The sequence below is a fragment of the Kerstersia sp. genome (assembly GCF_052103615.1).
GTDB lineage: Bacteria > Pseudomonadota > Gammaproteobacteria > Burkholderiales > Burkholderiaceae_B > Kerstersia.
The window spans coordinates 1-4,990 of the sequence record NZ_JBQEKA010000133.1 but is presented as its reverse complement, the minus strand read 5'-3'; the positions used below and the strand labels follow the sequence as shown (position 1 = coordinate 4,990).

3 protein-coding genes and 1 pseudogene are annotated in these 4,990 nt (G+C 63.7%); 1 reads left to right on the top strand and 3 read right to left on the bottom strand.

The features are described from left to right. Both ACTJGZ_RS15730 and ACTJGZ_RS15725 read right to left on the bottom strand, forming a co-directional pair. A partial coding sequence (locus tag ACTJGZ_RS15730) for a YebC/PmpR family DNA-binding transcriptional regulator (protein ID WP_441663835.1) occupies positions 1 to 563 on the bottom strand: 563 nt, incomplete at its 3' end. 143 nt (positions 564 to 706) lie between these two features. Then, positions 707 to 2,218: pseudogene (locus ACTJGZ_RS15725) on the bottom strand (amino acid permease). Between the two features lie 243 nt (positions 2,219 to 2,461). Between ACTJGZ_RS15725 and ACTJGZ_RS15720 the strand changes: the two are divergent. Next, a complete protein-coding gene (locus ACTJGZ_RS15720; protein WP_441663834.1) occupies positions 2,462 to 3,994 on the top strand; it encodes a helicase HerA-like C-terminal domain-containing protein in 1,533 nt (510 codons plus the stop codon). A gap of 34 nt (positions 3,995 to 4,028) precedes the next feature. Here the strand turns inward: ACTJGZ_RS15720 and ACTJGZ_RS15715 are convergent, their stop codons facing one another. Next, positions 4,029 to 4,937: a DMT family transporter gene (locus ACTJGZ_RS15715; RefSeq protein WP_441663836.1), complete on the bottom strand. Its 909-nt coding sequence runs from the start codon at positions 4,935 to 4,937 to the stop codon at positions 4,029 to 4,031. Positions 4,938 to 4,990: the final 53 nt, after the last annotated feature.

Below are 4,990 nucleotides of genomic sequence, written 5' to 3'. Positions count from 1 at the left end.
AGCAGCGCATCGCGCACGGCAGCGTAGTCGCCCGGCGCGGTGATGACTTCGATCACGCCTTCATCGTCGGTCTGGATGTCTTCGGCACCGGCTTCCAGCGCCACTTCCATGACTTGCTCTTCCGACGTGCCCGGGGCAAAAATGAACTGGCCGCAGTGCTTGAACATGAAGGCCACCGAGCCTTCCTGGCCCAGGTTGCCGCCGTTCTTGGCAAAGGCGTGGCGGACTTCGGCCACGGTGCGGGTGCGGTTGTCCGTCATGGCATCGACAATCACGGCGGCGCCGCCAATGCCGTAGCCCTCGTAGCGGATTTCCTCGTAGTTGGCACCATCACCGCCGCCGGCCCCGCGCGTGATAGCGCGCTGGATATTGTCCTTGGGCATATTGACGTCGGTGGCTTTGTCCCAGGCCAGACGCAAGCGGGGATTGGTGGCCGGGTCAGGGCCGCCGGCGCGTGCGGCGACAGTGATTTCACGGATGATCTTGGTCCAGATCTTGCCGCGCTTGGCGTCCTGGCGCCCTTTGCGGTGCTGGATGTTAGCCCACTTGCTGTGTCCGGCCATAGTGCTCTAAATAAAGGAAAAAAACGGAAAGAACGGCGATTTTAGCTTGCTTGGGGCTTCAGGGGGCAAATCCGGCTGCTGCCCGCAGGGGAATGCGCCGGACATTCCCCTTTTGCCGCCGCTTGCCGCCGCTGCGGCCGCGTTTATTCCGGCTTGCGCGGGGCAGGGCCGGACAGCGAATCCGGGAAGGTCATTTCGTCCAGGCGCACGAAGCGGCCGCCCTTGACCAGCCGGTAGCCCAGCCAGATCAGCAGGAAGAGCGGCAGGCCGATATAGGTGGCGACGACGCCCAGCCAGTCGATCTGGTCGTTGAGGAAGGCTTCATAGTTTTGCCCCAGCGTGATGATGAGGCAGAGCACGAAAGCGAAGATGGGCCCGAACGGGAACCGGCCGGCGCGCTAAGGCAAAAGGCTGAGGTCGCGCCCCTGGTGCATATAGCCGCGGCGGAAACGGTACTGGCTGATGGCAATGCCCAGCCAGGCGATAAAGCCAGTCATGCCGGAGGCATTGAGCAGCCAGATGTAGATCGCGCTGGGGCTGAAAATCGAGGCCAGGAAGCAAAGCGCGGCGATCAGCGCGGTCGCCAGCAGGGCATAGCGCGGCACGCCATTGGCGGACAGGCGGGCGAAAATACGCGGTGCCTTGCCCTCCAGCGCCAGGTTGTAAAGCATCCGGGTGGAGGCGTACATGCCCGAGTTGCCTGCCGACAGCACGGACGTCAGGATGACGGCATTCATCACCGCCGCCGCTGACAGCAGACCGGCTTTTTCAAAGACCAGCGTGAAGGGGCTGACGCTGATGTCCGACACATCGTTGCGCAGCAATTGCGGGTCGGTATAGGGAATCAGCAGGCTGATGACGAAAATGGCCAGGACATAGAACAGCAGGATGCGCCAGAAAACTTTGCGCACGGCGCGCGGAATGTTGCGCGCCGGATCTTCCGATTCGCCGGCGGCGATACCGATCAGTTCCGTGCCCTGGAACGAGAAACCCACCACCATGGCCACGCCTATCATGGTTGCCACGCCGCCCGCGAATGGCGCGTCACCGATGGTCCAGTTGGCCAGGCCGCTGTGCTCGCCGCCCTTGAGAATGCCCAGCACCATCAGAAAACCGGCGCCAATGAAACACAGCACCGTGACAACCTTGATGGCGGCAAACCAGTATTCGGTTTCGGCGAAGCCACGCACGGATTGATAGTTGAGCGCGAACAGCAGGCAGAGAAATAGCGCGCTCCAGAGAACGCCGGGGATATCCGGGAACCAATAGGCCATCACCAGCTGCGCGGCAACCAGGTCCACCGCAATCGTGACAGCCCAGTTGTACCAATAGTTCCAGCCCAGCGCGAAGCCGAAACCGTCATCGACATAGCGCGCGCCGTAGGTGGCGAATGAGCCGGACACCGGCATGCAGGCCGCCAGTTCGCCCAGGCTGGTCATGAGGAAATAGACCATCAGCCCGATCAGCATATAGGACAGCAGGGCGCCGCCAGGGCCGGCCTGGGAGATCGTGGCGCCCGAGGCCACGAACAGGCCTGTGCCGATCGAGCCGCCGATGGCGATCATGGACAGGTGTCGGGCTTTGAGTTCGCGTTTGAGGCCGCCCTCGGGCGGGGACGAAACTTGGGAAGGGGCAGATTGGCTGCTTGTGGTCACGGGAAGGCAGGCGGTGCCATCGCAGCCATGCCGCAGTTGCGGCGCGGGCCGGTGGCGGCGCAGTGGATGAAAAACCGGCGAATCATAGCAGCGTCCCTGGGCCTGGGTCACCGAAAACCTGTTGCTGCCTCTGTTGGCCTGTCATGAAAAATAGGATCATCTGATGTTAAAGAGGGGAAAGAGGGCAACAGTGCTTGCAGGAAAGCCCTACACTGAGCTTTGTTTTCTTCCAGGGAAAATGCCATGAGCGCCGATCCGATTCTTGTTGCACGCAATGCCGAGACGGAAGTCCGCTTGCTGCCCGCACTCGCCAACCGTCACGGCTGCATCACCGGGGCCACGGGCACCGGAAAAACCGTGACACTTCAGGTGTTGGCTGAAGCGTTTTCACGCCTGGGCACGCCCGTGTTCATGGCTGACGTCAAGGGTGACCTGACCGGTCTGGCGCAAGGCGCGGAGCCTTCGCCCAAACTGTTGGCGCGGCTGGAAAAGCTGGGCTTGCCGCAGCCGCAATGGGGCGCATGCCCGGTCGAACTCTGGGATGTATTCGGCGAGCAAGGCCATCCGGTACGCGCCACGATCTCCGATATGGGGCCGATGCTGCTGGCGCGCATGCTGAACCTCAATGCGACCCAGGAAGGGGTGTTGTCCCTGGTATTCCGGGTGGCGGACGATGAAGGCCTGCTGCTGCTCGATATGAAGGACTTGCGCGCCATGCTGCAAAACGTGGCGGACCGGGCGGCAGAGTTGCGCACACGCTATGGCAATGTGTCCAGCGCGTCGGTTGGCGCCATCCAGCGGGCTTTGCTGACACTGGAAAGCCAGGGCGCGGAACAGTTCTTCGGTGAGCCCATGCTCGATATCGCTGACCTGATGCGCACGGATGCGCAGGGACGCGGTATCGTCAATATCCTGGCGGCGGACAAACTGATGCAGTCGCCTCGCCTGTATTCCGTTTTCCTGCTGTGGCTGCTGGCGGAGATGTTCGAGCGCTTGCCGGAAGTCGGGGATCTCGACAAGCCGCGCCTGGTGTTCTTTTTCGATGAAGCGCATTTGCTGTTCAACGATGCGCCGGCCGCTTTGCTGGAAAAAATCGAGCAGGTCGTGCGCCTGATCCGTTCCAAGGGCGTCGGCGTGTATTTCGTGACGCAAAACCCGAGTGATATTCCCGAAACCGTGCTGGGGCAGCTGGGTAATCGGGTTCAGCACGCATTGCGCGCGTTCACGCCGCGCGACCAGAAGGCTGTGCGCACGGCGGCGGAGACCATGCGCCCGAATCCCGGCCTGAACATCACAGCAGCTATTACCGAGCTGGCCGTGGGCGAAGCGCTGGTGTCGCTGCTGGACGAGCAGGGGCGCCCTGGCGTGACCCAGCGCGCCTGGATAGGCGCGCCGGGTTCGCAGATCGGCCCGATTCCGCTGGCGCAGCGGCAATCCTTGCGGCTGGCGTCGCAGATGGATTTACGCTACGGCCAGCTGGTCGATCGCGAGTCGGCCTATGAAATTCTGGCCGCCCGCGCCGTGGCCTCGGTCGCTGGCGCGCCGGCGGCCGCGGAGGCCGGCAAGACGGCAACTGCTGCCCCTGCGCCGCAGGAGGATGAGGCGGACAACCCCATGCTCAAGGCCGTCAATGATTTGCTGTTCGGCTCGACCGGCCCGCGCGGCGGCAAACGCGATGGCGTGGTGCAAAGTGTTGTTAAAAGCACCGCGCGGTCCATGGGAAATTCCCTGGTGCGCGGTATTCTGGGTTCCTTGATGGGGTCCAAGCGCCGTTGAGGCGCCGGTGCTGGTGCCGGTGCTGCCGTTAGCGCTAGGCTGGCGGCGGCTCGGCGGCCTGATGGCCGGCGGCCAGCAAGATGGCGCAGAGGATCAGGGCGGCGCCAGCCAGCATGCGCGCCGACGGCTGCTGGCCGAAGCACCACCAGGCGCCGGCAATGGCATAGACCGGTTCCAGCGCAATAATCATGCCGCTGCTGCGGGCGCTGAGGCGGCTCAAGCTGGCGACGAACAGGCCATGCGCCAAGCCGGTGCAGAGCACGCCCAGCAAAGCCAGGGTGAGCCAGTCCGCGCCGCCTAGCGTCAGCAGAGGCAGCGCGGAGAATGGCGCCAGCAGCAGCGTGACAGCCGCGTTTTGCCAGAAAGCCACTTGGATGGCGGGCAGGCCGCGGACGGCACGGCGGTTGAAGGCGGCCAGCAAGGCAAAGGAAAAGCCGGAAACCACGCCCCAGAGCAGGCCGATGGTGCCCTGATCCACGCTCTGGAAAGAGGGTGTCACCAGTATCAGGCCCAGGCTCACTAGCGCCAGCAACAGGCGTTCGGCCTGGCCGATGCGTTCGCGGAAAAGCGCGCGGTCGAGCAAGGCGGTAAAGGCCGGGAAGCTGGCGAAGCCCAGGGTGGCCATGGCGACGCCGCCGGTTTTGACGGAAATAAAGAACGTGATCCAGTGCAGGGCCAGCAGCGCGCCGCTGCCCAGCAGCCAGGCGTATTGACGGGCAGGCAGGCGCTGGCGCCGCGTGTTGGCGCGCCAGCAGGAAAACCCGGCCAGGGCGGCGCAGGCGAATAAGGCGCGCCCGAACGTAATGGTGACGGCATCCGCATGAATGAGGGCGCCGAAAATGCCGCTCAGGCCGAACAGCAAGGCAGCCAGATGCGCCTGGAACCTGGCGCCTGAGCGTGAGGCAAGAAAAGAAAACAGGTCGGCGCGGCGGGGAGAGGTCATGGGCGAAGCAGGGGAATAGACGGCGATCAGACCAGCTGATCCTAAAATGATGG